The sequence below is a fragment of the Acidovorax sp. Q11 genome (assembly GCF_054950075.1).
Window position 1 is genome coordinate 21601 of the sequence record NZ_JBUDZG010000006.1, and the last position, 24034, is coordinate 45634.

21 protein-coding genes and 2 tRNA genes are annotated in these 24034 nt (G+C 67.7%); 9 read left to right on the forward strand and 14 right to left on the reverse strand.

Annotated features, from left to right (window positions below; translation table 11 throughout):
- From ACYZGB_RS07120 to ACYZGB_RS07130, 3 genes are all read right to left on the reverse strand, one after another.
- A complete protein-coding gene (locus ACYZGB_RS07120) occupies positions 1 to 1434 on the reverse strand; it encodes a TolC family protein (RefSeq protein ID WP_462387559.1) in 1434 nt (477 codons plus the stop codon).
- Positions 1431 to 1880 (reverse strand): hypothetical protein, encoded by a 450-nt coding sequence (locus ACYZGB_RS07125; RefSeq protein ID WP_462387560.1) that lies wholly within the window; start codon positions 1878 to 1880, stop codon positions 1431 to 1433. Before ACYZGB_RS07125 ends, ACYZGB_RS07120 begins: the two co-directional genes overlap by 4 nt.
- Before the next feature lie 99 nt (positions 1881 to 1979).
- Positions 1980 to 2519, reverse strand: a complete 540-nt coding sequence (locus ACYZGB_RS07130) for a hypothetical protein (RefSeq protein ID WP_462387561.1) — start codon at positions 2517 to 2519, stop codon at positions 1980 to 1982.
- Positions 2520 to 2740: 221 nt separating this feature from the next.
- Between ACYZGB_RS07130 and ACYZGB_RS07135 the strand changes: the two genes are divergently transcribed.
- Entirely contained in the window at positions 2741 to 6304 is a 3564-nt protein-coding gene (locus ACYZGB_RS07135) for an EAL domain-containing protein (RefSeq protein ID WP_462387562.1), read from the forward strand.
- Between the two features lie 43 nt (positions 6305 to 6347).
- On the opposite strand, the gene ACYZGB_RS07140 is transcribed toward ACYZGB_RS07135, so the two are convergent.
- The 3 genes from ACYZGB_RS07140 to ACYZGB_RS07150 all read right to left on the reverse strand — a co-directional run bounded on the left by ACYZGB_RS07140 (position 6348) and on the right by ACYZGB_RS07150 (position 8730).
- Positions 6348 to 7004 (reverse strand): YitT family protein, encoded by a 657-nt coding sequence (locus tag ACYZGB_RS07140; protein ID WP_462387563.1) that lies wholly within the window; start codon positions 7002 to 7004, stop codon positions 6348 to 6350.
- 139 nt (positions 7005 to 7143) lie between these two features.
- The gene (locus ACYZGB_RS07145; RefSeq protein WP_462387565.1) at positions 7144 to 8055 is read right to left on the reverse strand and encodes a DUF3703 domain-containing protein; all 912 of its coding nucleotides are present in this window, start codon (positions 8053 to 8055) and stop codon (positions 7144 to 7146) included.
- A 3-nt stretch (positions 8056 to 8058) separates the two neighbouring features.
- Positions 8059 to 8730 carry a cation transporter gene (locus tag ACYZGB_RS07150; protein ID WP_462387567.1) on the reverse strand — a complete coding sequence of 224 codons (672 nt, stop codon included), beginning with the start codon at positions 8728 to 8730 and terminating at the stop codon, positions 8059 to 8061.
- A gap of 74 nt (positions 8731 to 8804) precedes the next feature.
- Here ACYZGB_RS07150 and ACYZGB_RS07155 point away from each other — a divergent pair, with 74 nt between their 5' ends.
- The 4 genes from ACYZGB_RS07155 to ACYZGB_RS07170 all read left to right on the forward strand — a co-directional run bounded on the left by ACYZGB_RS07155 (position 8805) and on the right by ACYZGB_RS07170 (position 11967).
- Positions 8805 to 9269 carry a Cd(II)/Pb(II)-responsive transcriptional regulator gene (locus ACYZGB_RS07155; RefSeq protein ID WP_462387569.1) on the forward strand — a complete coding sequence of 155 codons (465 nt, stop codon included), beginning with the start codon at positions 8805 to 8807 and terminating at the stop codon, positions 9267 to 9269.
- Between the two features lie 146 nt (positions 9270 to 9415).
- Positions 9416 to 10216 (forward strand): MlaE family ABC transporter permease, encoded by an 801-nt coding sequence (locus ACYZGB_RS07160; RefSeq protein ID WP_462387706.1) that lies wholly within the window; start codon positions 9416 to 9418, stop codon positions 10214 to 10216.
- 39 nt (positions 10217 to 10255) lie between these two features.
- Entirely contained in the window at positions 10256 to 11281 is a 1026-nt protein-coding gene (locus tag ACYZGB_RS07165) for an MlaD family protein (RefSeq protein ID WP_462387571.1), read from the forward strand.
- Entirely contained in the window at positions 11278 to 11967 is a 690-nt protein-coding gene (locus tag ACYZGB_RS07170; RefSeq protein WP_462387573.1) for a hypothetical protein, read from the forward strand. Before ACYZGB_RS07165 ends, ACYZGB_RS07170 begins: the two co-directional genes overlap by 4 nt.
- Positions 11968 to 11980: 13 nt before the next feature.
- Here the strand turns inward: ACYZGB_RS07170 and ACYZGB_RS07175 are convergent, their stop codons facing one another.
- From ACYZGB_RS07175 to ACYZGB_RS07190, 4 genes are all read right to left on the reverse strand, one after another.
- Positions 11981 to 12268, reverse strand: coding sequence for a hypothetical protein (locus tag ACYZGB_RS07175; RefSeq protein WP_462387574.1), 288 nt, complete (start codon positions 12266 to 12268; stop codon positions 11981 to 11983).
- A 242-nt stretch (positions 12269 to 12510) separates the two neighbouring features.
- Positions 12511 to 12696 carry a hypothetical protein gene (locus ACYZGB_RS07180; RefSeq protein WP_300214982.1) on the reverse strand — a complete coding sequence of 62 codons (186 nt, stop codon included), beginning with the start codon at positions 12694 to 12696 and terminating at the stop codon, positions 12511 to 12513.
- Between the two features lie 367 nt (positions 12697 to 13063).
- Positions 13064 to 13148: transfer RNA gene (locus tag ACYZGB_RS07185), tRNA-Leu, on the reverse strand.
- 250 nt (positions 13149 to 13398) lie between these two features.
- Positions 13399 to 13483: transfer RNA gene (locus tag ACYZGB_RS07190), tRNA-Leu, on the reverse strand.
- Between the two features lie 19 nt (positions 13484 to 13502).
- On the opposite strand from ACYZGB_RS07190, the gene rnr reads away from it, so the two are divergent.
- Complete coding sequence (rnr, locus tag ACYZGB_RS07195; protein ID WP_462387576.1) at positions 13503 to 15836, forward strand: ribonuclease R; 2334 nt, start codon at positions 13503 to 13505, stop codon at positions 15834 to 15836.
- A gap of 93 nt (positions 15837 to 15929) precedes the next feature.
- On the opposite strand, the gene ACYZGB_RS07200 is transcribed toward rnr, so the two are convergent.
- A complete protein-coding gene (locus ACYZGB_RS07200) occupies positions 15930 to 16925 on the reverse strand; it encodes an alpha/beta fold hydrolase (RefSeq protein ID WP_462387577.1) in 996 nt (331 codons plus the stop codon).
- 111 nt (positions 16926 to 17036) lie between these two features.
- On the opposite strand from ACYZGB_RS07200, the gene ACYZGB_RS07205 reads away from it, so the two are divergent.
- Positions 17037 to 17786: a helix-turn-helix domain-containing protein gene (locus ACYZGB_RS07205; protein WP_462387578.1), complete on the forward strand. Its 750-nt coding sequence runs from the start codon at positions 17037 to 17039 to the stop codon at positions 17784 to 17786.
- A 6-nt stretch (positions 17787 to 17792) separates the two neighbouring features.
- On the opposite strand, the gene ACYZGB_RS07210 is transcribed toward ACYZGB_RS07205, so the two are convergent.
- The 3 genes from ACYZGB_RS07210 to ACYZGB_RS07220 all read right to left on the reverse strand — a co-directional run bounded on the left by ACYZGB_RS07210 (position 17793) and on the right by ACYZGB_RS07220 (position 22046).
- The gene (locus tag ACYZGB_RS07210) at positions 17793 to 19322 is read right to left on the reverse strand and encodes an NAD(P)H-hydrate dehydratase (RefSeq protein WP_462387580.1); all 1530 of its coding nucleotides are present in this window, start codon (positions 19320 to 19322) and stop codon (positions 17793 to 17795) included.
- 82 nt (positions 19323 to 19404) lie between these two features.
- Positions 19405 to 20637, reverse strand: coding sequence for an FAD-dependent oxidoreductase (locus tag ACYZGB_RS07215; RefSeq protein WP_462387581.1), 1233 nt, complete (start codon positions 20635 to 20637; stop codon positions 19405 to 19407).
- A 53-nt stretch (positions 20638 to 20690) separates the two neighbouring features.
- Complete coding sequence (locus ACYZGB_RS07220; RefSeq protein ID WP_462387582.1) at positions 20691 to 22046, reverse strand: amidase; 1356 nt, start codon at positions 22044 to 22046, stop codon at positions 20691 to 20693.
- Positions 22047 to 22229: 183 nt separating this feature from the next.
- On the opposite strand from ACYZGB_RS07220, the gene rpsB reads away from it, so the two are divergent.
- Both rpsB and tsf read left to right on the forward strand, forming a co-directional pair.
- Positions 22230 to 22982 carry a 30S ribosomal protein S2 gene (gene rpsB, locus ACYZGB_RS07225; protein WP_462387583.1) on the forward strand — a complete coding sequence of 251 codons (753 nt, stop codon included), beginning with the start codon at positions 22230 to 22232 and terminating at the stop codon, positions 22980 to 22982.
- A 103-nt stretch (positions 22983 to 23085) separates the two neighbouring features.
- Positions 23086 to 24015 carry a translation elongation factor Ts gene (tsf, locus tag ACYZGB_RS07230; protein ID WP_462387584.1) on the forward strand — a complete coding sequence of 310 codons (930 nt, stop codon included), beginning with the start codon at positions 23086 to 23088 and terminating at the stop codon, positions 24013 to 24015.
- Positions 24016 to 24034: the final 19 nt, after the last annotated feature.

A 24034-nucleotide genomic window follows, 5' to 3' on the forward strand; every position in this document is an offset into this window, starting at 1 on the left:
TCAATGGCCTTGTGGGGTGGTGGAGGCGGCGGCGCCGGAGGTGAGGCCCTGCAGGGCGCCGGGCGATGTGCCCGTCAGTGCGAGTTGCAGGTCGGTCTCCGCCAGCCAGAAGTCGCGCTGCGCTTCGATGGCATTGGCCACGGCCTGCGTGCTGTTGCGCGCTTCGGCCAGCATGTCCCACACGCTGGCCAGCATGCCGTTGTAGCGCAGCGTGGTCTCCTGGGCGATGAACTGGCGCAGGGGCACGACCTCGCTCTGCTGCTGGCGCGCCAGGTCGAGTGCGGTGCGGTAGGTGAGCCAGGCGGCGCGCACCTCGCTGCGGGCGCGCACGGCGGTGTCCTGCAGCTGGGCGGCGCTTTGTTCCACCTCGGCCTGCGCGCGGGTGCGTGCGGCGCCGCCCCAGTCGAACAGGGGCAGGGGCAGCTCAAGCTCCCAGCCCCGGGTGATTTCGCGGTGGCCGCTGTCACGCTCGGTGGCGGTGTTGCGGCTGTACGCCAGGCCGATGTCGCCAAACACCGCGCCCGCGCGGCTCCAGCCCTGGCGCACGGCCTGGGTGTCGAGCTGGCGGCGGGCTGCCTGCACATCGAGCCGCTCGCGCAGGGCGGTGGCCTCGATGCCGTCTGCGGGCAGGGTGCTGGTGGGTAGCGGCGGCAGCTGGGCGGCCAGCTGGTATTGCGTTTGCACGCCCCACAGGCCCATGCGACGGTGGAGTTCCTCGCGCGCGGTGGCGGCAGCCAGGCGGGCGCGGGCGTGCTGGCTGCGGGCCTCTTGCAGCGTGGCCTGCTCGCGGGCCTGTTGCAGGCGGCTCCAGTTGCCCACCTGCACCATGCGGCGGGCCAGTTCGGCACCAGCCTCGGCGGCTTCCACCATGCGGCCGTGCGTGGCGGCCACCTGTTCGGCCGCCACGGCGCGCAGCCAGGCGCGGCGCGTGTCGGCGGCCAGCAGCACCACGTCCTGCGCGGCTTGCAGCGTGGCGATCTGCAGGCGCTCGGCCTGGCGCTGGGTGCGCCAGGGCAGGGTGATGAGGTCCAGCAGGCCAAAGGCCAGGGTGCGCTCGATTTCGCGCTCGTGGCTGTTGGCAAAGCGCCCCAGGCTCAAGTGGGGGTTGGGCAGGGTGATGGCCTGCACCCGCTCGGCGTCGGCCACGCCCAGCGCGGCCAGGCGGGCCTGCAGGCCGGGGTTGTTGAGCAGGGCAATGCGCACGGCAGCGTCCTGTGTGAGGGGCTGGGCCAGCCAGCCCTCGATGGATTGCTGCGCGATGGTGCGGGCGGCGGCGTCGGTGGCGGGCAGGGCTGCCTGCACGCCACCGGTGCGGCCCTGGGTGAGCGCGGCCACGTCGCCGCGCAGGCCGTCGGGCGACACGCTGGCGCAGCCTGCGAGGACGAGGCCTGCGGCGAGGGCGGATAGGCGCTGCAGGTGGGGCAGGCGAGTCATGGCTTGCCCCCGTGCATGGGTTGGGCGCCGTGGTGGCTGCGGTGGTGCTGGTGCATGGGCTTGCGGGCTGCGCCAGGGGCCGCTTCAGCGCCACTGTGCTGGTGCTGCGAGGGGGCGGGCGGCTTGGTTGCAGTGCCCTGCTGCTTCTCCCACACCACGATGTCGGCGTGGCCGCGCGGGAACTGGCCGACCGCATGGTGGGCGTCCTGCCAGGTCTGCCCCGTGGGCAGATCGGCCGAGGCGGCGGGGGGTGGGGGGGCGGGATGAGTCAGTGGCGCCGTGGCCGCACCGGGGTCGGCCGCCAGGGCGGCAGCGCGGGGGCTTTGGGCAAAGGCGGTGGGCACCGCGACCCACGGTGTGAACAGCGTTGCAAGCAGTGCAAGACAGGCCAGCCGGGTGCGGGGTTGCCGCAGGCGTGGAGCCGGGGGGTAAAAAAGGGCGCGCATGGCGATCTCCAGACAGCGAGAAAAACAGGCAATGCGTTGCAACCGGCACGCCCCAGGTGGGGCGGACCGGCGGTGCAGACGCACTTCGGGCGTCGGAGATCAGGCGATGGGTGGTTTGATGGCCAGTGCCGCCGGGGCACTGTCAAATGGCGCGGCGCTCAGGGCGCGCAGGGGGCCGGGGGGCTGGTGCGCCGGGGTCAGCGCTGCAGGCACATCCAGCATGGCCGAATGGCAGATTTCGCAGGCCGAACAGGCACTGGCGTGGTGGTCGTGGGCAGCGCAGCCGGTGCTGGCGCCATCGCAGGCGGCCACATCGGCGGCGGCTGGGGCCACCAAGGCGTGGTCATGGTCGTGATCGTGGTGATCGTGTTCGGCTTCGGGCTCTGTGGCCGTGCTTTCGGGGGGCGGGGGGCTGCCATGGTGTGCGCCATGTGCGCCATGTGCGCCATGGGTGGCAGAGGGGGCCTGATGGGCCTCGGCCGGGGTGTGGGGGGCGGCACGGGCGGTATCGGCCTGGATGTGGCTGTGCGGCGCGGCTGGGGACTGCAGCGGGGGCAACACCCCGGCGGCCATGGCGGTGCCGGTGAGGCCCCGCAGGACCAGCACCACCATCAGCAAAAGGGAGAGGCCGCGACGCATCCGTCAATGATACGGCGCGCAAGGGGTTGGTTCCCCTGTGCGCGGACTTTTCTCCTCCCCGGGACGTTGGCCGACCTGCGCAAACAATGGAGGACGGCTGGGGCGGGGGGCGCTAACATGCAACAAAATATGTCCGCTGCGGGGTGCGGCCCATGGGTTGTGGCCTGTGCGGCGGGCTTGCGCACCAGCCTTCTTTCCTCGTCTTGCACAGAAAGGTCGGTATGCCCCTCTGGGTTGCAGGAATGTGGAGCACCTTGCCCGCGCGCATCCGCTGGCTGGTGCTGTGGGCCACGTTGCCAGCGGTGCTGCTGGTCGTCTACCAGGCCCGGGCCCACCGTGCCGACGCGATCGCGGCGGCTGAAGAGCGCGCGCTGCAGACGCTGCATTCTGTGGCGGGCACCCAGCAGCGCCTGATCCAGAACACGCGGCAGTTTCTGCAGCAACTGGCGGCCATGCCGCAGGTGCGCGACCCCTCGGCGCCCGAATGTGGCCGCTACCTGGCCGAGGTGCTGTCGCTCAATACCACCTACGTCAACATCGGCGTGCCTTCAGCGGACGGCCAACTGCTGTGCAATGCCCGCCCGCTGAAGGCACCCGTCAATGTGGCCAACCGCCCGTATTTTCAGCAGACCATCACCGGCCGGGACTTTGCCGTGGGCAGCTTCCAGGTGGACCGCGCCGCCCAGGTGGCCAGCGTCAACTTTGCCTACCCGGTGGTCCCGGCTGGCACGCAGGACGTGGTGGGGGCGGCCGTGGCGGTGGTGTCGCTGGAGTGGTGGAGCCTGCGGCTCACCGACCTGGGCCTGCCCGACGGCGCGGTGGCCCGGGTGTCGGACCCCGATGGCCGCGTGCTGGCCCGCTACCCGCCCGAAGCCAGCGAGCTGGGCGCCCCGTTCGCCGATGGCGAGTTCCGTGCCATGGTGCTGCAAACCCCCCAGGGCCAGCGCCAGCGCCAGCGCACGCGTGCCGACGGCGCCCCCGAGCTGGTGGTGTTCCTGCCCCTCATCGAGGCCGGTGGCAAACCCGTGGCCACCATGAGCCTCACGGTGCCGCTGGAAAACCTGTATGCCGCCGCCAACCAGCGCATGTGGACCGAGATGGCCTTCTTGCTGGCGGGCCTGGTGGTGTCGGTGGTGGTGGCCCAGGTGGGCGTGCGGCGTGGCGTGGTGCGGCCCCTGCGGCGCCTGCTGCACGCCACCGACGAGTTGGCCGAGGGGCGTTATGTGTCGCGCGCGCCCGCCACGGGGCTGCAGGAGCTGGCCGAGCTGGGCCGCCGCTTCGACCGCATGGCGCTGACCCGCCAGAACGCCGAGGCCGAGCTGCGCCAGAGTGAGGAGAACCTGGCCATCACGCTGCATTCCATCGGCGATGCGGTGGTGGCCACCGATGCGCAGGGCCGCATCACCCGGATGAACGCGGTGGCCGAGCGCCTGACCGGCTGGCCGCTGGCACAGGCCCTTGGCCAGCCACTGGCCGATGTGTTCCGCATCGTCAACGCCAGCACGCGCGAGCCGCAGGTGGACCCGGTGCGGCAGGTGATGGACAAGGGCCAGGTGGTGGCGCTGAGCAACCACACCACCTTGCTCGCGCGCCACGGGGTCGAGTACCAGATCGCCGACAGTGCCGCCCCCATCTGCAACCCCCAGGGCCAGATCGTGGGCGTGGTGCTGGTGTTCAGCGACGTGAGCGAGTCCTACCGCGTGCGCCGCAAGCTGGAGGACAACGAGGCGCGCTTTCGCACCCTCACGGCGCTGTCGTCCGACTGGTATTGGGAGTTGGACGCGCAATTTCGCCTTACGCTTGTGAAAGGCCGCGCAGATGAGCGGCTGGTGCAGGAAGCGTCGCTGCACATGGGGAAGACGCGCTGGGAGATGGCCGCGCCAGGCATGAGCGATGCGCTGTGGGAAGAGCACCGCGCGCTGCTGGAACGCCACCAGGAGTTTCGCGACTTCGAGTTCGAGCGCCACGACCAGCAGGGCAATTCGTACTGGGTGTCTATCAGCGGAACGCCGGTGTTCGACGCAGACGGCGGGTTTTGTGGCTACCGGGGCGTGGGCAAAGACATTTCGGCCCGCAAGCGCGACGAAAACGAGCTGCGCATTGCCGCCATCGCCTTTGAGTCGCAGGAGGGCATGATCGTCACCGATGCCGATACCCGCATCCTGCGCACCAACCGCGCCTTCAGCCGCATCACCGGCTACAGCGCCGACGAGGTGGTGGGCCAGCACACCCGCCTGCTGGCCTCGGGCCACCATGACAAAGCCTTCTTCGACGCCATGTGGGCCAGCCTGGCCAGTGCGGGCGAGTGGAAGGGCGAGCTGTGGAACCGCTGCAAGAGCGGCGAGGTTAACCTGCATTTCTTGGCTATTACGGCCGTGACGGACCGCCACGGCGCGCTGACCCATTACGTGGCCACGCTCAGCGACATCACCCAGCGCGCAGCCGCCGCGCGAGAGATCGAGCACCTGGCCTTCTACGACCCGCTCACCCACCTGCCCAACCGCCGCCTGATGATGGACCGGCTGCAGCAGGCTTTTGCCACCGGCGCCCGCTCCGGCCTGCAAGGGGCCTTGCTGTGCCTGGACCTGGACCATTTCAAGACCCTGAACGACACCCTGGGCCACGACATGGGGGACGTGTTGCTGCAGCAGGTGGCCGAGCGCCTGACCCGCTGTGTGCGCGAAGGCGACACCGTGGCGCGCCTGGGCGGGGACGAGTTTCTGGTGCTGCTGGAAGACCTGGGCGCCCAGGCCACCGACGCGGCTGAACAGGCGCAGACGGTGGGCGAGAAAATATTGGCCGCGCTCAACCAGCCCTACCAGCTCGCGTCGCACCATGTGCACAGCACTACCAGCGTGGGCGCCGTGCTGTTTAGCGGCCAGAGCCAGACCGTGGAAGACGTGGTCAAGCACGCCGACCTGGCCATGTATGCCGCCAAGACCGCTGGGCGCAACGGCATCCGCTTTTTTGACCCCCGCATGCAGGCCGCCGTCACGGCCCGGGCAACGCTGGAGAACGACCTGCGCACGGCCGTGGAGCAGCGCCAGTTCACGCTGCACTACCAAGTGCAGGTGGGGTGTGGCACCCGCGTGGTGGGGGCCGAGGCGCTGATCCGTTGGAACCACCCCACACGGGGCATGGTGTCGCCGTTCGAGTTCATCCCCCTGGCCGAAGAAACCGGCCTGATCTTGCCGATTGGCCTGTGGGTGCTGCAGACTGCCTGTGCGCAACTGCGCCGCTGGCAGCACCATCCTGCCACCGCCGAGCTGCAACTGGCCGTGAACGTGAGCGCGCGCCAGTTCCACCAGGACGATTTCATCGAGCAGGTGGTCACGGCGCTGCGCCAGACCGGCGCGCGGCCCGACCGCCTGAAGCTGGAGCTGACAGAAAGCCTGGCGCTGGACAACGTGGACGACACCATCGCCAAGATGAACGCCCTGCGCGTGCTGGGCCTGGGTTTCTCGATGGACGACTTCGGCACGGGGCAGTCGTCACTGTCCTACCTCACGCGGCTGCCGCTGGACCAGCTCAAGATCGACCAGAGTTTTGTGCGCAACATCGGCATCCAGCACACGGATGCGCTCATCGTGCAGACCATCATCGGCATGGCGCAGAGCCTGGGCATCGACGCGATTGCTGAGGGCGTGGAGACCGAGGCGCAGCGTGCGTTTCTGGAGCAGCATGGCTGCACGCTGTGGCAGGGCTACCTGTTCAGCCGCCCTATGCCCATCGAAGTGCTGGAGCACCGCCTGCACAGCGGGCTGGGCTTGCAGGTGTCCACGTAGAAGGCGTGTCTCTGCAAGGCGCTCAACCACCCTTGGCCGGGGCCTACACCGCCATGTAGCGGCCCGGCCTATGGTTCATGGCCAGCACCAGGTTGAGTGCCACGGCGCCCGCAATGGACCAGACCACACGCAGGGGCTCCACCGTCCACAGCGCCAGCAGCACAATGCAGCAGTCCACGGCCATCTGCACCTTGCCTGCGCGCCAGCCGTAGCGGTCTTGCAGGTACAGCGCGGCAATGCCCACGCCGCCCAGGCTGCAGCGGTGGCGGAACAGCACGAGGAAGCCAGTTCCCGTGATCAGCCCGCCCGCAATCGCCGCATACAGCGGCTGCAGCTGCGCAAACTGCAGGAACTGCGACTGCAGCTCGGTCAGCAGCGACAGCAGCAGCACGGCGATGAAGGTCTTGACGGTGAATGCCCGCCCCAGCTTGCGCAGCGCCAGCCAGTAGAACGGCAGGTTGAGCACAAAGAAGATCTTGCCGAAGCCAATGCCCGTGGCGTAGTGCAGCAAAAACGCCAGCCCCGCCGTGCCCCCGGTGAGCAACCCCGCGCTGGTGAAGAACGCCACCCCCACCGAGATCAGCAGCACCCCGGTGAAGATCGCCACGGCGTCTTCCGTGAGGCTGTGGGGCACCACCACCGGTGCGGCGGGCGCTGCGCTGGGGGTGGACGGGGCTGGGGCTGCGGGGGAGCTGGACATGTTCGGCGAAGGAGTGCTGGGGGAGGGCGTGCGCCGCATTGAAGCACGCAAGCCCCATGCCTGGCTTGTCGCGCGTCAAGTTCTGGCGCCGTGCCGGGCTCTGACCGCAGTGGGGCGGGGGCCCCTTTGTGGCACGGGTTTACTCATCATTTGATAGCTGCTTGGGCAAGCTGGTCGAGCGCAAAGGCCATTTTTTATCCAATATTTCGCTCACCGCCGTGGCGGCCAGCGCTTCGTCAATCAACTGGGTGATCTCCGGCCTGGGCTCCATGGGCGCGAACGCGCTCACCCGTGCACGGCCGATGTTGCCCATGGGCAGGCGTGCCAGCGCATGGCCCAGCGGCACCAGCGCCAGCCGCAGCAACTGGCCCGCTGCCTCGCGCGCGTCGCGCAGCTGCAAGGCATGGCGCAGCATGGCGGTGTGCGAGCGCCAATGCAGCGACAGCGTGGTCTGCCCCAGCACATGGGCGGCCTCCAGCCAGTGCCAGCGGGTGGCGGGCGGCGCCCCGGCCTCGCGGGCAAAGGTGGCAAGCAGGTGGTCGAACGCGGCTTGTTGTTGCCAGGGCGGGGTGGCAGCGCCTGCACCGTGCTGTGCGGCCAGCTGGCGCCAGCGCCGCTGGCGGTGCCGGTAGAACAACTGGGCAAAGACCGCGCTCAGCGGCGTCATCAGCCAGGGCAGGTGGCGGGCCACCACCTCGATGTCGTCGGTGTACAGCGTGAGGCCGTCGGGCAGCGCCTGCAGGGTGATGCGGTGGTCCCAGCGCCGCATCAGCGCGCCTTCGCCGTTGTCGCGCAGCGTGGGCCAGCCACCGGCCTGCGCAGGTGCTTCGACGGAGATGCGCACGGTTTGTGGGCCCATGGGCAGCAGGCCGAGCAGCCACATCTGCACGCGCAGGTCGCCGGGGGACCAGTGGGCTGGCCAGGGCGCGCCGCTGGGGCGCTTGAATCGCACCAGCGGCGCGGTGATGTGGCGGAACACAGCGGTGCTTTGCAGTTGTGCGGCCACCCAGTCGGGCGGCGCGTTCAAGGGGGTGGACAGGTGCACGCGCATGGCTCAATGCCCCTGCAGTTGTGCACCCGCAGCGGTGCCAGCCAGCTCCTGCCGGGCCTGGCGGACCACGCTCCAGCCCCCGCTGATGGCCAGGCCCGCCATGATGGCGGCCACCACCAGGTCAGGCCACACGGTGCCCGTGCCCAGCACGCCCAGGGCCGCGCCCACCACCGCCAGGTTGCCCAGCGCGTCGTTGCGGGTGCACAGCCACACGCCGCGCATGTTGGCATCGCCCTCCCGGTAGGCATACAGCAGCACGGCCACGCCGAGGTTGGCGGCCAGCGCCAGCAGGCCCACGCCGCCCATGGTGAAGGGCTCGGGCGGAATGCCCTGCCATGCGCCCCAGGCCACGCGGCCGATCACAAACACGCCAAAGGCCAGCATGCTGGCGCCTTTGACCAAGGCGGCGCGGGCGCGCCAGCTGAGGGCCATGGCCAGCACCCACAGCGACAGGCCGTAGTTGGCTGCGTCGCCCAGAAAGTCGATGGCATCGGCCAGCAGAGAGGCCGAGCCCGAGCGCATGCCCGCGCCCAGCTCCAGCACGAACATCGCGGCGTTGACGAGAAGCGCAATCCACAGGATGCGGCGGTAGCGCGGGTCGGCACCAGCGGGCGCGCCGTGGCTGTGGCCGGGGGCGCCGTGGTCGTGGTGGTCGTGATTGCAATGGGCAGACATGGATTTCTTCTCCTGGCGGTTTTTGAAAGCGATGGCATCATTGGAAACCTTGAAGTCACTTGAAGGTCAAGCCCATGCATCAACATGCCGCGCAGTTCCGTATTGGCGAGGCCGCCCAGCAGTCCGGGGTGTCGGCCGCCAACATCCGCTATTACGAAAAAGAGGGCCTGCTGCCCCCCGGTGCGCGCGAGGGCAACAGCTACCGCCTGTACAGCGGCGCTGATGTGCACCAGCTGCGCTTCATCCGCCTGTGCCGGGCCATGGACATGTCGCTGGACGAGGTGCGCACCCTGCTGGCGCTGGACTGGGGCCGCAAGGCCGACTGCGACGCCGCGCGCGACACGCTGGATGCCCACCTGCAGCATGTGCGCACGCGCCTGGCCGAGCTGCAGGCGCTGGAGTCCGACCTGCTCGCACTGCGCAGCCGCTGCGATGGCTCGGACGCCACCTGCCACATCATCGAAGCCCTGCACGAGCGGGCCGATGCGCAGCAGGCGGCCGCGCCCGCCCCGGCGGGGCCGGGTAAGCGCCATGTGTGAGGGCATGTTTCCGAGGGATGGTGATTGCTATTTTTTTGATAGCTTAAAAGGCATATCCATCAGGCGGAAGAGCCCAAAAAAGTTCGAATCCCGGTACCTGCAGGCGCGCCATGCGCTCGCGTGCAGGCCGCCGCTATGATCCGGCCATGATCTCGCGCCTGCCCGGCCTCTCCCTGCCCGAACGTGTGTGGAACACCGCGCGGCGCTGGGCGGTGGCCTGGTGGCGCATCCTGTACCTGGGGGCCGTGGTGCTGGTGCTGGTGCTGTCGCCGTCCAGCTACGGCAAGGGCACACGCCGGGCCCTGGCCCGCCACCTGTATCTGGACACTGCGCCCGTGCTGCTGGGCTTCACGGTGCTGGCGGCGCTCATCAGCCTGGTGCTCACGCGCATTGTGGTGGTCACGGCGTTGAGCTATGGGCTGTCGCGCTACGCGCTGGAGATGGTGATCCGCGTGCTGGTGCTGGAGTTAATTCCGCTCACTGCGGCCCTTTTTGTGGCCATGCGCTGCACCATCCCCAACGGCGCGCAGCTGTCGCGCCTGCGGCAGGCGGGCCGGTTCGATGCGCTGCGCAGCCAGGGCTCCGACCCCGTGCGCATCGAACTGCTGCCGCGTGTGATTGCGGGCGTGTTTGCCTGCGTCACCCTGGCCGCGCTGAGTTGTGTGGTGGCGCTGGTGCTGGCCTACTTGGGCGTGTATGGTTTCAACATGGCCGGGCTGTCTGGCTACACGCGCATGTTCGGCCAGGTGTTCTCACCCAGCGTGACCATGGTGTTTGTGATCAAGACCCTGTTCTTCAGCCTGGCCGTGGCGCTGATCCCCATGGCCGCAGGCCTTTACGACACAGGCGAACGCGCCCAGCCCGACTCGGAACTGGGTGGCCTGGCCCGCATGTTTGCTGTGCTGCTGCTGATCGAGACGGCCTCGCTCATGGGCAACTATTACTGACGGCCCGTGCCGGTCGCCCCACCTGTGCACCCTAACGACATGAACGACACCCCTCCCAAGGCACCGCATGGCACGCCTGTGCCCCCTGCTGCGGCCGATGTGCCTGCGGTCGAAACCCTGCGCCCGGTGGCCTACCTGGAGCTGAAGGCCGCCGCGCTGCTGCTGTTCACGCTGGCACTCATCGTGGGCTCGGGCCTGTACCTGCTGTATGCGCGGGGGGCGTTCGAGCCCACGCAGACCCTGATCCTCACGGCCGACGATTCCGAAGGCGTGGTGGTGGGCATGGACATGACGTTCTCGGGCTTTCCCATCGGCCGGGTGCGCCGCATCGAGCTGGCAGACAGCGGCAATGCCCGCATCCTGGTCGATGTGCCGCGCAAGGACGCGCACTGGCTGCGCGCGTCCAGCGTGTTCACGCTGGTGCGGGGGCTGGTGGGCGGCACCAACATCCGGGCGTATTCCGGCATCCTCACCGACGACCCGTTGCCCGACGGTGCCGTGCGGCCGGTGCTGCGCGGCGATGCCACGGCAGAGATCCCCCAGCTCATGGCCACCGCGCGCGAGCTGCTCACCAATCTCAATGCCTTGACCGCCCCCGATGCCGCACTGGGCAACAGCCTGACCAATGTGAAAACCCTCACCGACCGCCTCAACGGCCCCGGTGGCGCGCTGGGCGTGCTGATGGGCAACGAGGCCGATGCCAGGAAGATCATCGCCACGCTGGAGCGCACCAACACGTTGCTGGCGCGGCTCGACGGCATGGCCGCGCGGGCCGACCGGCAGGTGCTGGGCAGCGACGGCAGCAAGGATGCCCTGGTGCCAGAGGTGCGCGCGGCCGTGGCGCAGCTCAATGGCCTGTTGGCCGACACCCGCGCCAGCGTCAAGAAGGTGGACGCCGTGCTGGTCGAAGCCCAGGCCGTTGGCGCCAACGCCCGCGAAGCCACCAATGACCTGGGAGCTCTGCGCGCCGAGGTGGAGAGCAACCTGCGCAAGGTGGAGAGCCTGGTCAACGAGATCAACCGCAAGTGGCCTTTTGCACGCGACACGGAGCTGAAACTGCCATGAAGCGATATGCCTTTCATCGTCTGTGGGCGCCAGAGCGGCTCGCCGCCATGGGTTGCGCCTTGCTGCTGGCGGCCTGCTCCAGCAAGCCCCCTGTGCCTGATTGGCAGATGAATGCCCAGGCGGCCGCCACCAAGGCCACCGAGGCCTATCTGTCTGGCAATGCACGCGTGCAGCAGCTGGAGTGGGAGCGGGCCCGCGCCGAAGTGGCCCGAACCGGCCGCGCTGATCTGATGGCCCGGCTGGAGCTGATGCGCTGCGCGGCGCAGGTGGCCAGCCTGGAGGTTGTTCCGTGTGATCGGTTTGAAGCGCTGCGCCCGGATGCGTCGGCGCCAGAGCAGGCGTATGCCGACTACCTGGCTGGCCGCGTGTCGCCGCAGCAGGCACCATTGCTGCCTGAAGCCCAGCGCAAAGTGGCAGCGTCGGGCGAAGCCGCCGCGCTGGCGGGCATCGAAGACCCGCTCTCGCGCCTGGTTGCTGCCGGGGTGTTGTTCCAGGCCGGGCGCGCCAGCCCTGCTGTGATCGCTGCTGCGACAGACACAGCATCCGCCCAAGGCTGGCGCAGGCCGTTGATGGCCTGGTTGCTACTTCAGGTGCAGCGGGCCGAGGCGGCCGGGGATGCGGAAGCCGCCGCAGCACTGCGCCGCCGCGTGGGCATCGTGGAGCAGGGCGCGACGAAGGTGAAGTAGGCGGTGGAGCGGCTCAGCGCAGGCGCGCCTGAAGCTGGCTCTCGATGTCGCTGCGCTCTGCAGCAAATTGCTGGGCGCTGATCTCGTTGGCTTCAAATTTGCGTGCCATGGACAGCAGCAGCACCGTGTTTTCCAGCCGTGTGTCTTGTTGCAGCGACGGTGGCAGGGCCGTGAGGCGGTCAAAGCTTTGTTTGTACAACTCGCTCCAGCTGAGCGCGCCTGCCTGGGCCTGGGCCCGCGCGTTGTCATGCCATCGCGAGAACTCCTCCAGGGCCCCGTCGCGGGGGCTGGAGCATCCCACAAGCCCCCCCAGGAGCGCAAGGGCTACCCAAGGACGGGCGGTGAAGAGTGAGCGAAGAATGTCTGCAGGGATTCGAAAACGTGGGTTCACGATCGTCCTCCATTCCTGAATGCCACCCAAAAATCAAGGTGTGCAGCGCGGAATGGTACTCTGATGCTATCGTTTTTGCTACGGTGTTGCTGTTTTGACCCACGCGCCCGCGCGTCAGGCGTGATACCCAAGCCGCAATGGAGTGCTGTGGCTCAGTGGCTCACAAAGCCGCTGGACAAAATCTCGTCCAGCCCGGCAGGCAGGTGCAGCATCGAATCCACCGACTGCACGGCCACTTCGGGCATCAACACGGTCACCGCTGCCAGCACGGCCAGCACCACGGTGCCGAGAAAGGCTGCTACGGCGCGTGCTCCAGGTGGAAGGGAATGGCGTTTCATGATGAAGTCCTCGTCATCAAGAGACAAAAAAGGGTGGGCGTCTCAATGACCGCCCAGGTGGCCTCAATGGCTACCAAATAGGATTTCAGCAAGGTGCCGCAGTTCCGTCTGTAAGACAAGGGCGATATCTGGGCGCCATAGGCAGGCTGTTACGGCTGGTTGCCTTCTTTGCGAAGCCGACATGACTGGCGGAGGCGATGGGGCGGGCAGGCGATGCGGCGGGCACCGGGTTGGCTCAATAGCCGACGATCTTGCGTGATCCGGGCCTTGTGTGCTGAGCGCGTCGGGCCGGGGTTCAAGCGCGTCTTTCGGGGCGAGACAGGCAAAGAAAAAGCCTGCAAGTTTTGCAACTTGCAGGCTTCGTATTTGGTGCCCAGGAGAGGACTCGAACCTCCACGATGTTACTCGCTAGTACCTGAAACTAGTGCGTCTACCAATTCCGCCACCTGGGCTTTCAGATCAGCTTTGAATTATAGAGCGTTTTTTTGGGGCTCCGGCCAAATTGCTCATTTTTTTGAAAATTGTCGCGACGACCTTTTGTCATCGTGCGGCGCCGCGGCTGGTTGGTGCGTGTGCGGGAGGCGGTGGCCCGTGTGGTGCGCGCATCTGGATTGCGAACGTGGGCCGTTCGAGAAATAAAAAAGCCGCTGTGTGTGCAGCGGCTTTGATATTTTGAAAACCGTCTCCGGTTCTCGTTAAACTTGGTGCCCAGGAGAGGACTCGAACCTCCACGATGTTACTCGCTAGTACCTGAAACTAGTGCGTCTACCAATTCCGCCACCTGGGCATTTCAGGAAAGACTCAGATTGTATAACAAAAAAACCACCCCCGGCGCGCAACCCGTTGCGCATTTGTCTCAGGAAATTGAAGGCAGCGTGCAGGGGCACCGTGATGGACACGGTTTTGTCATCCGCGACGATGGCGAAGGCGACATCTTTATTCCCCCCAACGAAATGCGCGCCGTGCTGCACAAAGACCGTGTGCGCGTGCGCATCGTGCGCCAGGACCGCCGTGGCCGCCCCGAGGGCCGCGTGGTCGAAATCATCGAACGCCCGCCCCAGCCCATCATTGGCCGACTGCTGCAGGAAAGTGGCGTGTGGCTGGTGGCGCCGGAGGACAAGCGCTACGGCCAGGATGTGCTGATCCCCAAGGGCGCCACAGGCGCAGCGAAGCCCGGGCAAGTCGTTGTGGTTGAACTGACCGAGCCGCCAGCACTGTTCGGCCAGCCCGTGGGCCGCATCACCGAAGTGCTGGGCGAGGTGGACGACCCCGGCATGGAGATCGAGATCGCCGTGCGCAAGTACGGCGTGCCACACGAGTTCTCGGCCGAGTGCCTGGCCCAGGCCAAGGAGTTGCCCGACAAGGTGCGCGCGCAGGACAAGAAGCGCCGTGTGGACCTGACCGACGTGCCCCTGGTCACCATCGACGGCGAAGATGCTCGCGACTTCGACGATGCCGTGTACTGCGAGCCCGCCAAGGTGGGCCGCAGCAAGGGCTGGCGCCTGTTGGTGGCCATTGCCGATGTGAGCCACTATGTGGAGACCGGCAGCGCCATCGACATCGATGCCTACGACCGCGCCACCAGCGTCTACTTCCCGCGCCGCGTGATCCCCATGCTGCCCGAGAAGCTCAGCAATGGGCTCTGTTCTCTGAACCCCGAGGTGGAGCGTCTGTGCATGGTCTGCGACATGCTGGTCACGGCCAAGGGCGAGGTGCACGCCTACCAGTTCTACCCGGCTGTGATGTTCAGCCACGCGCGCTTCACGTACACCGAGGTAGCGGCCATCCTGGCCAACACGCGCGGCCCCGAGGCCAGCAAGCGCAAGGACCGCGTCAAGGACCTGCTCAACCTGCACGATGTGTACCGCGCGCTGCTGATCGCGCGCCAGGCGCGCGGCGCGGTGGACTTTGAGACGACGGAGACGCAGATCGTCTGCGACGAAAACGGCCGCATCGAAAAGATCGTGCCACGTACCCGCAACGACGCGCACAAGCTCATCGAAGAGGCCATGCTGGCCGCCAACGTGTGCAGCGCCGACTTCATCGCGCAGGGCGGGCAGCCCGGCCTGTTCCGCGTGCACGAAGGCCCCACGCCCGAGAAGCAGGAGATCCTGCGCAACTACCTCAAGGCCATGGCCGTGGGCATGAGCATTGGTGACGACCCCAAGCCGGGTGACTTCCAGGCCATTGCCACGGCCACCAAGGACCGGCCCGACGCGCAGCAGATCCACACCATGCTGTTGCGCTCCATGCAGCAGGCCATCTACACGCCCATCAACAGCGGTCACTTTGGCTTGGCGTTCGATGCCTACACCCACTTCACCAGCCCCATCCGTCGCTATCCCGACCTGCTGGTGCACCGGGTCATCAAGGCCATCCTGAACAAGACGCAGTACAAACTGCCCGCGCTGCCCACACCCGGCGAGGCGCATGCCAAGCTGTCCAAGCGCCTGGCTGCGCGTGTGGCCGCGCCTGGAATGAAGCCGCGCAAGGATGTGAAGCCGCCCAGCCGCGAGACCCAGGCCTGGGAAGCCGCCGGCCTGCATTGCAGCGCCAACGAACGCCGCGCCGACGAGGCCAGCCGCGACGTGGAAGCCTGGCTCAAGTGCAAGTACATGCGTGAGCACCTGGGCGAGGAATACAGCGGCGTGGTGAGTGCGGCGACGAGCTTCGGCATCTTCGTCACGCTCGATGCCATGTACGTCGAGGGCCTGGTGCACATCACCGAGCTGGGCGGCGAATACTTCAAGTTCGACGAAGCACGCCAGGAACTGCGTGGCGAGCGTACCGGAATCCGTTATGCCATCGGTGCACGCGTGCGGGTGCAGGTCAGCCGCGTCGATCTGGACGGGCGCAAGATCGACTTCCGCCTGGTGCGCGAGGGCGAGGAGCTGCTGGGCCGTGCGCTCAAGGACAAAGGGGTGGGCCCTGACGGCGCAGGCGGCGGCGCACGCAAGGCCGGTGGCCGTGCGGGTGGCCGCAAGGCAGACAAAGGCGCTGCGATGTCGGCCACCGAAAAGGCGGGCCTGACCCGCGAGCGCGCGGCGCGTTCGCCCATCCAGTCGCTGAAGGCTTCGGTCAAGAAGGCGGTGGCGGGCAAGTCCAGCAAGGGCAAGGCGCGCAAGCCACGCCGGGGGTGATCGGCCGCGTCCCCCCGGGCGCTGGTTGTTGAGATCGATTGCTCATTAATTGATAGCTGCTACCGCTTGATGGACGGGAGGTAGCGGCTATTTTTATTGAATTTTCTGGGACGCCAGCGCGCTGGGCGGGGCCAGGCCCTCCAGAAAACGCGCATACCGCTGCGCCGTGTCGGCGGGAGCTTCCATCATGGGCAGATGGCCGATGCCGGGCAGGGCTTCCAGTTGTGCCTGGGGCAACAGCTTCTGCAAGGGCAGCAGGCCCGAACGATCGAACACGCGGTCGCTGTCGCCCCATAGCGCGAGCACGGGGTGCTTCTGCAAATCGCCCAGCCGTTGCTCCAGCAGGTAGCGGTCCTTGAGCTGAGCGTCCCATAGGCGGGTGTTCGATGGCGCGTTGCGCAGCGCTGCCTGCTCGGTGGCGTGCAGGATGGGGTAGGGCAGGAAGGGGCGTTTTTCAAACACCAGGTCCATCATGGCGCCGAAGGCAGTGGCGTCGTGGGCGACCAGCGGGCGCTGCCCGGTGTCGATGAGCCGGTCCATGGTGCTGGGCTTGGGCGAGCGGATGCCATGGGGTGCGCCGATGAAGGCCACGCTGGCCACGCGCTCGGGGTGCTGCAGCGCAAACAGGGCGGCGATGGTGCCGCCCATGGAGTTGCCTGCGAGGTGGGCCTTTTCGATGCCCAGCGCGTCCAGCAATGCGCCCAGGCGCTGGGTGTGGGCGGCGTAGTCATAGGGTTGGTCGTCCAGCCGCGTGCTCTCGCCAAAACCGGGGAAGTCTGGGGCAACCACCCGGTACTGGCCGGTGAGGGGACGCGCAAAATCCACCCAATGGTCCTTCTCTGCAAAAATGCCGTGCAGCAGCACCAGGGGTGTCGTACCTGGGTTTGTGGGCGCTGGCTGGGATGGCGCACCGCTGTCCATGTAGTGGATGGTGTGCAGCGCGGCGGTGGTGGTTTTTTCTTCCATGCCCGAGAGGCTGCGGTTGAGGTGGAGCAGGGGCTCCTTCAACAGCGACGGGGCGCCGTAGTAGAAGCCCACGCCGCTGAGGGCGAAGGCGGCGGCAACAGAAAAGAAGGCAATGCGTTTCAAGAACCAGTCTCCAAAAAGAAATGTGGGGTGCCGAGGCCCGGCGCTGTGGCCACGCGCGCAGGCCGGGCAAGGCTACCGAGAACCGTGCTTCAAGACTTGTAGGTTTGGGCTATGCCGCAGCGCACGAACACCCTGACGCTGGGCACTGACCGGGCGCTGTATGTGGGCGGGATCCCGGCCACGGGCTGGCATTGCCACGCATCGCCCGTTCTGCTGATGGGGCTTTCGGGCCGGTTTGCGTTGCACTGGGGCACCGGGCTGGTGGAGACCTGCCACAGCGCGCTGGTGGATGCTGGGGTGGAGCATCTGTTCGACCCCTGCGGTGAAGTGGTGGCGCTGGTGTACCTGGAGCCGGATTCGCCGGAGGCCCGCAGCCTGCGCAGCGTGTTCCAGCGGCAGGGTGGGATGCTGCTGGATGTGGCGGCGCCAGTGGGGGCGCGTGCGGCCATGGAAGGCCATTTGCGTGCCTTCGATCTACCGGCGCTGCTGCACCGCCACCTGCTGCAGGCGGCGCCCCCGCTGGACCCGCGCGTGGCACACAGCCTGCACGCCCTGCGCCGCCCTCAGCACGGGCAGGGGCGCCTGGCGCGGGCGGGGCTGGCGTCCGGGGCGCAACTGTCTGCCTCGCGCTTCAACCATTTGTTCCGCGCCGAAATGGGCGTGAGCCTGCGCAGCTACCGCGTATGGTCGCAGGTGCGGCTGGCCATGGCCGGGCTGGCGGTCAGCCCGCGCCTGACGGATGCGGCGCTGCATGGGGACTTTGCGGACTCGGCGCATTTCAGCCGCATGTTCCGCCAGACCTTTGGCATGACGCCGTCGAGCGTGCTCAAGCCGCTCAAGCAGGTCACGCTGCTGGATTGACCCCTATCACCCGCCTACGTGCCGCGCCAGCGCACTGGCGGTCAGGGCGCGGCCCGCTGGCCAGGCATCAGCGGCCTGGCCGTGCTGGTACACCGCTTCGCTCGCAGCGCGCAGGGCACTGGCACCTGCGGCCAGGTGTGCACCCACCATGCCCGCTAGCACATCGCCCGTGCCTGCCGTTGCCAGCCGTGCGTTGCCCGTGGGGTTGATTGCGGGGACGCGGCCCGGTGCGGCAATCACGGTGCCCGAACCCTTGAGCACAGCCACGCAGTTGAATTGGTCAGCGAGTTGTTGCGCGGCATCCAGCCGGTCGGCCTGGACCTCGGCGGTGCTCAGGCCCAGCAGGCGGGCGGCCTCCAGCGGGTGGGGGGTGATGACCGTGGGCTGCCCATGCTGGCCACGTGCCACCACCAGCGCGTGCAGTGCGGCTTCGGTGGCGATGTTGTTGAGTGCATCGGCATCCAGCACCAGGCGCGCGGCGCGGGTGATGGCCTCGGGCAGCACCTGTGCGATGGCCTGGCCGCCGCCACAGCCACAGACCACGGTGAGCTGTTCCAGTGCCAGCGCATCGAAGCGGCGGAACATCAGCTCGGGCTGCTGCGGGTCGAGCTGCTGGTGGCCGTTGTCGAGCAACGCTACCAGCACACGGCCCGCGCCGCTGTGCAGGGCCGCCGACGCGGCCAGCAGCGGGGCGCCCGCCATGCCCAAGCCGCGTGCTGCCAGCCCCTCGCCACCCACCACGGCCACGTCCCCGTAGCTGCCTTTGTGGCTGGCATGGGCGCGCGGCGCGGGTAGCGGCGGGCCGCAGAGCCAGGCTGTGGGCGGCTCGTGCCCGGGGTGGGTGCCCAGGTCGTCCCACCACACCTGGCCCGCAGCATCGCGCCCGGCAGCGGTGAACAGGCCGGGCTTGAGGGTCAGCAGGCTCAGCGTGTGGCGTGCCGGGCTTGGCGTGTGTGGATGGTGAAGCTGCGCAACGTGGGGCGCTAAGCCCGCTGCAAACTGGCCGGTGTCGGCATCCAGCCCGCTGGGCAAGTCCACGGCCAGCACGGGCGCCGGGCTGTGCTGCAGGGCGTGTTGGCAGGCCCGCAGTCGCGCATCGGGCATGCGGATGGGGGCGTGGGGCGATGAGGACACGCCAATGCCCAGCAGCGCGTCAATGCACAGATCCTGCGGGCCCAGGTCGGCGGGGGGCGTGTCAGCCCATGTCACGCCCGCAGCCAGGGCGCGTTGCCATGATGCTTTTGCGTCCGCCGGAGCCTTGTCGGGCTGGCCGAGCCAGGTCACCACCACCTGGCGGCCACTGCGCTGCAGGTGCATGGCGGCCTCCAGCCCGTCGCCACCGTTGTTGCCGGGGCCGCAGGCAATCCAGACCGTGCGCGCGTGGGGCGCCAGGGCCAGGGCCAGTTGCGCCACGGCCAGGCCCGCGCGCTGCATCAGGGTGTGCGGGGGCAGGGTGACAGCCGCCGCCTGCTCGATGCGGCGGGTGGCGGCGGTGTGGAACAGCGGGTGGGGTTGGTGGGGGGTGATGCGGTGCATGGTGGCGGCAGGGGCTGCACGGCGCCATGCCGTGCGCCTGCCATTGTGCGTCGCCGACCCCGGGGCGACAACGCGCCGTGCGTCAGAACTGCCGCATGCCCAGGCCGTCCAGCGGAACCTCGGGCTCGCGCTGCGCCATCAGGTCGGCCAGGGCGCGGGCGCTGCCGCAGGCCAGGGCCCAGCCACCCGCGCCGTGGCCGGTGTTGAGCCACAGGCCGGGCACGCCGCTGGCGCCCACCACCGGGGCACCGTCGGGCAGCAGGGGGCGCGCACCGCGCCAGACCTGCACGCCGGACGAGAGCTGCGCACCGCCCGGGAACCAGTCGTTGAGCGTGCGGTACAGGCGCTGCAAAGTGGCGGTGTGGTGCTCGGCGTCGGCACCCGCCAGTTCGGCGCCGCCCGCAATGCGCACACGCTGGCCCAGGCGCGTGATGGAGATCTGCTGGGCCACATCCACCACGCTGCCCTGGGGGGCATGGGTGGATTCGCGCAGTGGGGCGCTGACGGAGTAGCCATACACCGCCGTCATGGGCAGGCGCAGGCCGAGCGCGGGCAGCAGCGCGGCCGAGGCCGTGCCGGCGCACAGCACCACGGCATCAAAACGCCGCAGGTCGCTCTCGCCCTGCACCACCACGCCGACCGGGGTGGCCCCGATGCGATCGATGCGGGTGTTGAAGGCAAAGTGCACACCCGAGCCCTGCGTGCCCTGGCGCAGCAGCTGCGCAAACAGGCGGCAGTTGCCAGCGCGGGCATCGGGCAGGTGGATGGCACCGGCCAGCGACGCCTCGGGCGACAGGCCGGGCTCGATCTGGCGCGCGATGTCGGCATCCACTTCGCGCAGGGCCACGCCGCTGTCGCGCAGCACCTGCAGCGCGGGCTGGATCTGGGCGCGTTCTTGTTCCGTGCGCAGCAGCACCAGGCGGCCTACGCTGGCCTCAAAGTCGAGTTCGTGCCGTTGGGCCAGGGCCTGTAGCCGGCTTTGGCTGTATTGCGCCAGGCGCTCCAGCGCCGCCGCGGGGGCGCTGCTGGCGTGTGTGGCACTGCGCCAGCGGCTGAGCCAGTCCCAGTTGGCGCGGCTCAGCCCGCCGGACAGCCGCAGCGTGGCGTGTGGCCCCATCAGCCGCAGGGCATGGCCGAATCCGGGCACGGCCCAGGGGCTGAGCAGGTGGGGGGCGAGCAGGCCTGCTGTGGCAAAGCTGGCTTCTTCGGCGGCGGCGCTGCGTTGTTCAAAAACGGTGACTTCGTGGCCGTCGCTGGCCAGCTCGTACGCGGTGGTGACGCCGACAATGCCGGCGCCCACGATGGCAATCTTCATGAAATTTGGGTGTTTTTGGCCTCTTGCGCCTGTTGGTAAAGCGCGAGTAGCTATTATTTTTGTAGTGTTTGTTCGATCTGCAGACCCACGTTGAGCACGGTGTCGTCACGCAAGGCCCCGTGCCAGACCATCAGGCCCACCGGGAGTTCCCCCGTTGCATGGCAAGGCAGCGACAGTGCGCAGCCGTCCAGCAGGTTGACCACGCTGGTGTTGCGCAGCAGCAGATTGTTGACGCGGAAGAACTCGGCATCGCGCGCGGCATCCCGGGCCGCATCGGCGCCGTCAGCCGGGGCCACATCGGCCAGCAAGGGGGCCACGATGGGCACGGTGGGCGAGAGCAGGGCGTCGTAGCCCTCCATGTCGGCCTGCATGCGTGCGATCCATTGCTGGCGGGCCTGCAGCAGATCAATGTATTCCCAGGCCATCAGGGTGGCGCCTCGTTCGATGCGGGTGCGCACGCGGGGGTCGTAGCGGTTGCCAGCGTGCTGCAACAGCGCGCGGTGCCAGGCATAGCTTTCGGGGGCTGCAAAGCCGTAGGCGGGCTGCTCCGCCACGGCGGGCAGGGCGATGGTGTCGATGTGGGCCCCCGCCTGGCGCAGGGCGCGCAGGGTGCGCTCGAAAGCCTGGGCCACGGTCGCGTCGAGCCCGTCCAGAAACAAGGTGGACGGGACGGCCAGCCGGTACTGGGACAGCGTTGCCAGGCTGCGCGTGACGCGCCGGGCGGCCAGCACCTCGTGCGCCACGATGGCGTCGCGCACGCTGCGCGTCATGGCGCAGGCGGTGTCGAGCGTGGTGGAAAGGGGCACGGCACCCGTGGTGGGCACCAGGCGCTCCGTGTTCTTGAAGCCCACGATGCCGTTGAGTGCAGCAGGGATCCGTATGGAGCCGCCGGTGTCCGACCCCAGCCCGATGAAGGCCGCCCCTGTGGCCACCGACACGCCCGCACCAGAGGACGAGCCGCCCGGCACACGCTGCGCGCCGGGCAGGGCGCCGGAGCGTGCATCCCAGGCCGCAGGCGTGCCGTGGTGCGGGTTCACGCCCACGCCCGAAAAGGCGAACTCGACCATGTTCGTGCGGCCGATCAGGCTGGCCCCGGCCGCGCGCAGGCGGGCGACTGCAGGACAGTCCTGGGCGGCGGCAGGCGCGTCGGCCAGAACGGTGGAGCCTGCGGGCGTGGCCTGGCCTGCGATGTCGAACAGGTCCTTGACCGACACAGCCAGCCCCGCCAGGGGCAACTGGGTCATGCCGGGCTGCACCGCTGTGGTGCGTGCCTCGTCGAACATTGTTCGTACAAAGCTGTGGGTGTTGGCGGGGGCCTGGGAGGCATCGATGCAACGTTCCAGCTCGGCGGGCGCAGTGGTGGCGCCCTCCCGCAGTCGGTCGCGGGCGGTGATCAGGTCAGGCAGCATGGTGTGCTAGAATCTTTGGGTTTTGCTGGGAGCAGTGACGCAGGCGGTGCATTGCATCGCAGGTGTGGCGGCTGTCGCAAAGCCAATCGCAAAGCAGCCCTGTCAAGGTGTTGCGGCATTCGTGAAGAACACGGTGCTGCAAATATTGGGGCTGATTTTAGACCTAACCTTTGGAGTATTTTTATGTCCGTTACCATGCGCGAAATGCTGGAAGCCGGTGTCCACTTCGGTCACCAAACCCGCTTCTGGAACCCCAAGATGGCCCCCTACATCTTCGGTCATCGCAACAAGATTCACATCATCAACCTGGAAAAGTCGCTGCCACTGTTCCAGGAAGCCCAAAAGTTCGCCAAGCAACTGGCTGCCAACCGCGGCACGATCCTGATGGTCGGCACGAAGCGCCAAGCCCGTGAAATCCTGTCCACCGAAGCCCTGCGCGCTGGCGTGCCTTTCGTGGACCAGCGCTGGCTGGGCGGCATGCTGACGAACTTCAAGACCGTGAAGACCTCGATCAAGCGCCTCAAGGACATGAAGGCCCAGCAAGAAGCTGGCCTCGACAGCCTGAGCAAGAAGGAGCAACTGACGTTCTCCCGCGAAATCGAGAAGCTCGAAAAGGACATCGGCGGCATCCAGGATATGGTTGCACTGCCCGACGCCATTTTCATCATCGACGTGGGCTTCCACAAGATCGCCGTGGCCGAAGCCAAGAAGCTGGGCATCCCGCTGATCGGCGTGGTTGACACCAACCACTCGCCTGAAGGCATCGACTACGTGATCCCTGGCAACGACGACTCGGCCAAGGCTGTGACGCTGTACGCCCGTGGCATCGCTGACGCGATCATCGAAGGCCGCGCCAATGCCGTGAACGAAGTGGTCAAGGCCGCTGCGTCCGAAAGCTCGGACGAGTTCGTGGAAGTGCAAGAAGCCGCCGCCTGATACCCGGCTGCGCGATACGTCGCGAAGAAAAGCGGGGCCCCTGTGAGCCCCCTTTTTTTTAGGCTGAATCCAATCGATTGAACTGAACACTGAAGGAATAAAGATGGCTGCAATTACCGCAAGCATGGTCGCTGAACTGCGTGGCAAGACCGATGCCCCCATGATGGAATGCAAGAAGGCACTGACGGAAGCCGACGGCGACATGGCCAAGGCCGAAGAGCTGCTGCGCGTCAAGCTGGGCACGAAGGCTGGCAAGGCCGCCTCGCGCGTGACGGCTGAAGGCGTGGTCGCCAGCTTCATCAACGGCAACCTGGGCGCCCTGATCGAAGTCAACAGCGAAACCGACTTCGTTTCCAAGAACGACAGCTTCATCGCCATGGCCAACGCCGCCGCCAAGCTGGTGGCCGAGCACAACCCAGCCGACATCGAAGCCCTGGGCGCCCTGGCCTACGAGCAAGACAGCTTTGGCCCCACACTGGAAGACGTGCGCAAGGGCCTGATCGGCAAGATCGGCGAGAACATGTCGTTCCGCCGCTTCAAGCGCTTCAGCGGCTCCAACCTGGCTGCCTACCTGCACGGTTCGCGCATCGGTGTGGTCGTCGAATTTGACGGCGACGCAGCTGCCGCCAAGGACGTGGCCATGCACGTGGCCGCCATGAAGCCCGTGGCCCTGACCAGCGCCGATGTGCCTGCCGACCTGATCGCCAAGGAGCGCTCGGTCGCTGAAGGCAAGGCCGACGAAGCCAACAAGGAACTGGTTGCCGCTGGCAAGCCTGCACAAAGCGCCGAAATCACCGCCAAGCGCATCGACGGCGCTGTGCAAAAGTACCTCAAGGAAGTCTCGCTGGCCGACCAGGTCTTCGTGAAGGCTGCCGACGGCAAGCAAACCGTGGCCCAGATGCTCAAGGCTGCCAACACCAACGTGAAGGGCTTCACCCTCTACGTTGTGGGCGAAGGCATTGAGAAGAAGGCCGACGACTTCGCTGCCGAAGTGGCCGCCCAAGTGGCTGCTGCCAAGGCTGCTGCTGCCTGATCGGCTGCACTGCAGCCCG

Coding starts and splice junctions, on each gene's coding strand:
- ACYZGB_RS07165 (WP_462387571.1), top strand. CDS start 10,256: ATGAACGACACCCCTCCCAAGGCACCGCATGGCACGCCTGTGCCCCCT.
- tsf (WP_462387584.1), top strand. CDS start 23,086: ATGGCTGCAATTACCGCAAGCATGGTCGCTGAACTGCGTGGCAAGACC.
- ACYZGB_RS07145 (WP_462387565.1), bottom strand. CDS start 8,055: ATGCGCGTGCACCTGTCCACCCCCTTGAACGCGCCGCCCGACTGGGTG.
- ACYZGB_RS07120 (WP_462387559.1), bottom strand. CDS start 1,434: ATGACTCGCCTGCCCCACCTGCAGCGCCTATCCGCCCTCGCCGCAGGC.
- ACYZGB_RS07210 (WP_462387580.1), bottom strand. CDS start 19,322: ATGCACCGCATCACCCCCCACCAACCCCACCCGCTGTTCCACACCGCC.
- ACYZGB_RS07170 (WP_462387573.1), top strand. CDS start 11,278: ATGAAGCGATATGCCTTTCATCGTCTGTGGGCGCCAGAGCGGCTCGCC.
- ACYZGB_RS07150 (WP_462387567.1), bottom strand. CDS start 8,730: ATGTCTGCCCATTGCAATCACGACCACCACGACCACGGCGCCCCCGGC.
- ACYZGB_RS07205 (WP_462387578.1), top strand. CDS start 17,037: ATGCCGCAGCGCACGAACACCCTGACGCTGGGCACTGACCGGGCGCTG.
- ACYZGB_RS07125 (WP_462387560.1), bottom strand. CDS start 1,880: ATGCGCGCCCTTTTTTACCCCCCGGCTCCACGCCTGCGGCAACCCCGC.
- ACYZGB_RS07215 (WP_462387581.1), bottom strand. CDS start 20,637: ATGAAGATTGCCATCGTGGGCGCCGGCATTGTCGGCGTCACCACCGCG.
- ACYZGB_RS07220 (WP_462387582.1), bottom strand. CDS start 22,046: ATGCTGCCTGACCTGATCACCGCCCGCGACCGACTGCGGGAGGGCGCC.
- ACYZGB_RS07130 (WP_462387561.1), bottom strand. CDS start 2,519: ATGCGTCGCGGCCTCTCCCTTTTGCTGATGGTGGTGCTGGTCCTGCGG.
- ACYZGB_RS07140 (WP_462387563.1), bottom strand. CDS start 7,004: ATGTCCAGCTCCCCCGCAGCCCCAGCCCCGTCCACCCCCAGCGCAGCG.
- ACYZGB_RS07135 (WP_462387562.1), top strand. CDS start 2,741: ATGCCCCTCTGGGTTGCAGGAATGTGGAGCACCTTGCCCGCGCGCATC.
- ACYZGB_RS07155 (WP_462387569.1), top strand. CDS start 8,805: ATGCATCAACATGCCGCGCAGTTCCGTATTGGCGAGGCCGCCCAGCAG.
- ACYZGB_RS07160 (WP_462387706.1), top strand. CDS start 9,416: ATGATCTCGCGCCTGCCCGGCCTCTCCCTGCCCGAACGTGTGTGGAAC.
- ACYZGB_RS07180 (WP_300214982.1), bottom strand. CDS start 12,696: ATGAAACGCCATTCCCTTCCACCTGGAGCACGCGCCGTAGCAGCCTTT.
- rpsB (WP_462387583.1), top strand. CDS start 22,230: ATGTCCGTTACCATGCGCGAAATGCTGGAAGCCGGTGTCCACTTCGGT.